Source organism: Asaia sp. SF2.1 (genome assembly GCF_000505765.1).
GTDB lineage: Bacteria > Pseudomonadota > Alphaproteobacteria > Acetobacterales > Acetobacteraceae > Asaia > Asaia bogorensis.
The window spans coordinates 2,318-7,790 of record NZ_AYXS01000007.1 but is presented as its reverse complement, the minus strand read 5'-3'; the positions used below and the strand labels follow the sequence as shown (position 1 = coordinate 7,790).

Annotated in this window: 7 protein-coding genes and 1 pseudogene; 1 reads left to right on the top strand and 7 read right to left on the bottom strand. The window is 58.4% G+C overall.

The features are described 5' to 3' along the window. The 7 genes and pseudogenes from P792_RS37440 to P792_RS37435 form a co-directional block, all read right to left on the bottom strand. Positions 1-713: glutathione S-transferase family protein (locus P792_RS37440; RefSeq protein ID WP_023978022.1), on the bottom strand; the 713-nt coding region annotated here is incomplete at its 3' end. A 106-nt stretch (positions 714-819) separates the two neighbouring features. Then, on the bottom strand, positions 820-1,569 hold the full coding sequence (locus tag P792_RS24940) for an SDR family NAD(P)-dependent oxidoreductase (protein ID WP_023978021.1): 750 nt from the start codon (positions 1,567-1,569) through the stop codon (positions 820-822). A gap of 150 nt (positions 1,570-1,719) precedes the next feature. Continuing rightward, complete coding sequence (locus P792_RS0118245) at positions 1,720-2,136, bottom strand: carboxymuconolactone decarboxylase family protein (RefSeq protein WP_023978020.1); 417 nt, start codon at positions 2,134-2,136, stop codon at positions 1,720-1,722. 67 nt (positions 2,137-2,203) lie between these two features. Beyond that, positions 2,204-2,878 carry a peroxiredoxin-like family protein gene (locus P792_RS24935; protein WP_023978019.1) on the bottom strand — a complete coding sequence of 225 codons (675 nt, stop codon included), beginning with the start codon at positions 2,876-2,878 and terminating at the stop codon, positions 2,204-2,206. A gap of 124 nt (positions 2,879-3,002) precedes the next feature. Next, positions 3,003-4,095 (bottom strand): annotated as a pseudogene (locus tag P792_RS24930) (alkene reductase). A gap of 30 nt (positions 4,096-4,125) precedes the next feature. Next, positions 4,126-4,761 (bottom strand): glutathione S-transferase family protein, encoded by a 636-nt coding sequence (locus P792_RS24925; protein WP_023978016.1) that lies wholly within the window; start codon positions 4,759-4,761, stop codon positions 4,126-4,128. Further along, positions 4,754-4,915 (bottom strand): hypothetical protein, encoded by a 162-nt coding sequence (locus P792_RS37435; protein ID WP_023978015.1) that lies wholly within the window; start codon positions 4,913-4,915, stop codon positions 4,754-4,756. The genes P792_RS24925 and P792_RS37435 overlap by 8 nt, the downstream gene beginning before the upstream one ends. A 118-nt stretch (positions 4,916-5,033) precedes the next feature. Here P792_RS37435 and P792_RS38375 point away from each other — a divergent pair. Further along, a partial coding sequence (locus tag P792_RS38375) for a LysR family transcriptional regulator (RefSeq protein WP_023978014.1) occupies positions 5,034-5,473 on the top strand: 440 nt, incomplete at its 3' end.

Below are 5,473 nucleotides of genomic sequence, written 5' to 3'. Positions count from 1 at the left end.
GAGCGCTGCTCCCGATTGTGGATAGGGAAATTGGATGGGAAGAGGGCCCGTTGTGCCTGATCGTCCATATCTGTCTTGAATGCGTGCCTCTTCATGAGCGCCTGCACGCGCGACACGGCCGGACGGGCGTTGATGTCGTGCATGAAGCGAGCAAGTGCAGGCCAGCGCTCGAGCGGATAATCTTCCTTGAGCACACGGGGCGCACGCTCCAGCCAGCCCCAGGCAGACATATCGGCAATCGTGAAAGTATCGCCCACGATGTAACGGCGGTCCGTGAGGTGCTGGTCGAGAACTGTGTAATGTCGTTCGACCTCGCGCCTGTACCGATTGACGGCGTAGTCCAGCCCGGCGGGCGCTGCATGCTGAAAATGCACGGCCTGACCGGAAAAAGGCCCAAGCCCGGATGCGATAAACATCAACCATGACAGCAATTCAGGTCGGTCCGCGGGGGTCCCGAGATATTGCCCGGTTTTTTCAGCAAGATAGATCAATATTGCATTGGAATCGAACACGCGTGTTGCCGGGCCCGCAGGACCTTCGGTGTCGATAATGGCAGGCACCTTGCCATTGGGGTTGATCGCGAGAAACGCCGGGTCATGCTGATCACCCTTGCGGGTATCGACCGGTATGGCCTCATAGGGCAAACCGATTTCCTCGAGCATGAGGGCGATTTTCGCCGGGTTGGGCGTGGGATGGAAATAAAAACGGATCATGATAGCTCACCCTTGCGAAACCATGTCAGTCTGATTGGCAGTATGGGCGGGTCCTGCTGACGCTCCACCGTACTGGTGATCGCAATCCTGTGGTTATCACGGAGCCCTAGACCGCGGCCGCACCACCGTCGACAATGAGGTCAATGCCTGCAACATAACTGCTTTCATCAGAAGCCAGAAAGAGCGCGGCCGCAGCAAGTTCCTCTGGCTGCCCCAATCGCTTCATGGGCACGGCTGCAGCCCATTGACGCTTGACGGCTTCGGCACCTTCCGGCGTATCGGCCTGACTGTCCATGATTGGTGTGTCGAACGGTCCGGGGCTGAGGGTATTGATCCGTATGCCGCGTTCGACCAGTTCGGCCGTCCAGGTTCTGGACAGGCTGCGTATTGCAGCCTTGCTCGCGCTGTATGTGCCATAGCCAGGCACACCCTTATTGGCAGCGATGGATGAGACAAGGATGACTGAGCTGCCAGACCGCAACAGGCCAAGTGCCTTGCTGATCGTGAAATACAGGCCTTTCACGTTGATATCGAACGTACGATCGTAATTGGCTTGTGTTGCCTGTTCGAGTGTTTGAGGCAGAACGATACCGGCATTGGCGACCAGGATATCGATAGGCCCACGTTCACGCCGTATCGTTTCCACCATGCGTTCGATATCGCCGGGCAGACTGACATCGGCCTGTATAGAGGCGGCCTGACTGCCCAATGCCGCTACAGCCCGCTCAAGCTCGGCCTGTCGCCGACCGGTGATATAGACAAATGCGCCTTCAGCGATGAAACGCGTTGCGATGGCAAGCCCGAGCCCGCTGCTTCCTCCGGTCACAAGGGCCGTTTTTCGATGCAATTTCGTCATAACTGTTCCTTTTCGAAGGTAGATTGCCGTGAAGTACTCACGAAGCGCGAGAGGGGCGCAGAGAGGTTCGTGAACGCCGCAGGCTGGATGTCATCGGGAGCGCGAGACGAGGCCCGTTCTACCGGCAGGGTACAGTACTTGGGTGAGGGCTCAGAGCAGACCGCGATGGCCTTCATACTCTTCGCTTTTGTCGAGTCCACGCTCAGCAATGATCTTCGCAGCGACAGGCATGACACCCGAAATGGCGGGGAAGCCCACATAAGGGAGCATCTGTATCAGAGCCTCCTCTATTTCCTTCAGCTTCATACCGTGATCGAGCGCAAAACCCATATGGAGGCCGAATTCATGGGGCTGGCGCAGCGCAACCATGACGGTCATGGTGATGAGACTTCGACGCGCCTGATCGAGCCCTTCACGTGTCCAGATGTCCTCGAAAACATGATCAACTGCATACCCGGCTATGGCTGCGCCAAAAGTGCCTGACTGTGATGCCGCGATGAGCTTGGCGGATTGTTCGTCACCCATCAAATGGCGAGTGGAGCGATTGCTCATGTCATTGGAGCGCATATCTCTCTCCGTATCCTCAGTGAAAAACTCCGCCCCTGCGCGAGCCGGGGCGGTATGGATGGAGCGATCAGTCGGCCGACTGGGTAGCGTGGCGCAGGGCAGGAAGCATGTCGGCAGGTTCCGGGCGACGCGTATAATCCGGGTTGACCTCGGCATAGAGAATGACGCCGTCCTGACCAATGACGAAGCGGCCAGGCATAGGCAGCGTCCAGCTGTCGTCACCATTGAAACCGGGCAGATCGTTCTTGAGATTCTTGTAAAGCTCAATCAGATAATCAGGCAGGGTGAAGCGAAGGCCAAACTGCGCGGCGACGTCATTATGCGTGTCAGACAGGATCGGAAATTGCAGTTCATTCTGGCGGACTGATTTTCGGCTGTTCACCGCAGTTTGCGGGGAGATTGCGATCAGATGGGCGCCAAGCTCACGAAATGAGGGAAGTGCCGCTTCGAGAGCCTGCAATTCCATGTTGCAGTAAGGGCACCACACACCGCGATAAAAGCTGATGACCAAGGGCCCCTTGGCCAGAAGATCAGCAGAAGAGACAGGGTTACCCTCGGGGTCGTTCAGCGTAAAAACGGTTGCCTTGTCTCCGGCTTTGAGGGCTTTTTCCGCAGCGCCGGACGCAACCAGCTCGGCGGTGGCACGGTGCATGGTTTCGATGACGCTATGCGGAACGTTATAGGGGGGCTTTCCAGCTTCGAAATCGGTCTTGAAGGCGTCGAGCTTTGCCTGAAGTGTCATGGGTTCGTTTCCTCGAAATCTGGTGACGGATCTGACGATAGGAGGTCGCCGTACCGGAGGGATGATGGCAGGGGCGACTAACGGTCATTCCTTGGTGGAATAACCGCAATGGTTATTGCTCTGCTCACGAGGCGTCGAAGAATGGATAATCGGTGTAGCCACGAGCATCGCCGCCGTAGAAGGTCGAGCGGTCGTAATCTGTCAGAGTAAGGTCCCCGCGCAGGCGTGCAGGCAGATCGGGATTGCTGATGAAATGCCGGCCGAAGGCGACGGCATCGGCATCACCGGATGCGAGCACGGCTGCGGCACTGTTTTTGTCGAACCCACCTGCCGCGATCAGCGTGCCCCGAAATCTCTCGCGCAGATCACGCGCGGCCACGGGCTCGCTCTCGGCGATGAGTTCCGTGCCCTTGATGCGGGGTTCAACCACATGCAGATAGGCGATGCCGAGCCTGTCCAGCTGCTCCGCCACATAACCGAAGGTTTCTTTGGGGTTGCTGTCTGACATCGAGCCGTAGGTGCCACTTGGGCTCAGGCGAACACCCACGCGGTCTGCCCCCCCAGACGGATATGACTGCCTAGGTCACTTCCAACAGAAAGCGGGCGCGGTTCTCGATCGGGCCACCATACTCATCGGTGCGGTGGTTGGTACCGTCCTGCAGGAACTGGTCTGGCAGATAGCCATTGGCGCCATGAATTTCCACGCCATCAAAACCTGCCTGCTTTGCCCTTGCGGTACCTTCCCTGAACTGCTCGATCACCGCGGGAATTTCCTCCAGCGAAAGGGCACGCGGCATGGAAAACGGGACAGGGCCACTGGGCGTATAGGCGTCACCTTCTGCCCTGATTGCAGAGGGCGCGACCGGGGCTGCACCACCTGGCTGCAGATCAGGATGCGACTGTCGCCCTACGTGCCACAACTGCATGACAATCTTGCCACCGCGTGCATGAACGGCTTCGGTCACCTTGCGCCACCCGTCTATCTGGGAGTCGTCATAGATGCCCGGCGCGCCGGCATAGCCGTATCCTTCGAGCGCAACGGGTGTTGCCTCTGAGATGATAAGACCGCCGGGTGAGCTGCGCTGGCTGTAATACAGCGCCATGAGGGCATTGGCCTTGCCAGTATGGTCCGACCGCATGCGCGTAAGGGGTGCCATGACGATTCTGTGGCCGAGCGACAGCGCCCCGGCATCGAAGGGCGTAAAAAGTTTGTTCATGGGAATAACCTCGGAGCGATCAGAAAAGGATCAGTTTTGGGCGGCGAGCGTCTCAACCCGGGCGATACCGCGCTGAACGCCAGGTCTGGCCGCAATCCGCTCGTACCAGCGGGCGATATGAGGGGTGTCATCGAGGGTGAGGCCGGGAAAACTGCGCCGCCAGAGCCAACCGAAATGGGCAATATCGGCGATAGTAAAATGATCGCCTGCCACGAAATCCCGGTGCGCCAGCAGGGTGTCGAGCACATGCAGGACGCGTTTTGCCTCTTTGTCGAAGCGCTCGATCGCGAGGGGCAGTTTCTCGTTGGCGAAACGCTGAAAGAAACCCGATTGGCCGAAGGCGGGGCTCAGGGCAGAGGCGTGAAAGAAAAGCTGCTCGAAAACGCGCGCCCGTTCGGCCCCGGTTGCAGGGAGGAGGCAGCCGGTTTTTTCAGCCAGGTACACGAGTATGGCTGCAGACTCTGTGAGGACGAGGTTCTCATCCCTCGCGTCGTGATCAACCAGTACGGGAACCTTCTGGTTGGGATTAAGCGTCGTAAAGGTCGTGGTACCCTGTTCGCCTTGCCGGATATTGATGCCGCGTAGCGCATAGGCGAGATCGAGCTCTTCCAGCGCGATGGTGACCTTGACGCTGTTGGGCGTCGCGAAAGCGTAGACCTCAATCATGAGCGGTTCCTCCATCAGGTTTTGCAAGGAGAGCGGAGAGCGCTGGGAGAAGGGCAGCGACCATGGCTTGTGGCAGGTCACCCGTGAGCTGATAGACCGAGATGAAATGCGACACCGGTCGTGTTGATACGGCGTTGGTGAAATGAACGATCATCTTGCAGCCTGCTTTATCCTTCCCCGGTGCTGACCGGGTTGCAGGCCTGATTTGCCTCTGTTTCACTGGGCATGGCAGATGGCTCGATGCGATAAGCGTCATTCCCGGGAGGAATAGAATGGACCGATATCAGGCGATGACCACGTTCGTGCGTGTGGTCGAAACGGGTTCATTCTCAGCAGCGGCACGGCAGCTTCATGTTGGTCAGCCTGCTGTGTCGAAAATCGTGGCACAGCTGGAAGCGAGGCTACAGGTCAGCCTGCTCATACGCTCCACTCATGGCCTTACACCCACCGAAGCGGGGCAGGCATATTATGAACGCGCACGCAATGCGCTTCAGGAAGCCGACGAAGCGGAGCTGGCCGCGCGTGGTGCGGGGAGCGGTCTGTCCGGGCGTTTGCGTGTATCGGCGGCGACAACATTTGCACGATTGCACATCATACCGCGGCTACCAGCGTTTCTCGATGCTCATCCGCTGCTCGATGTGGATATTCTGCTTGATGACCGGATGATCGATCTCGTGGCCGAGGGGGTCGATATCTCGTTGCGTATGGGGGC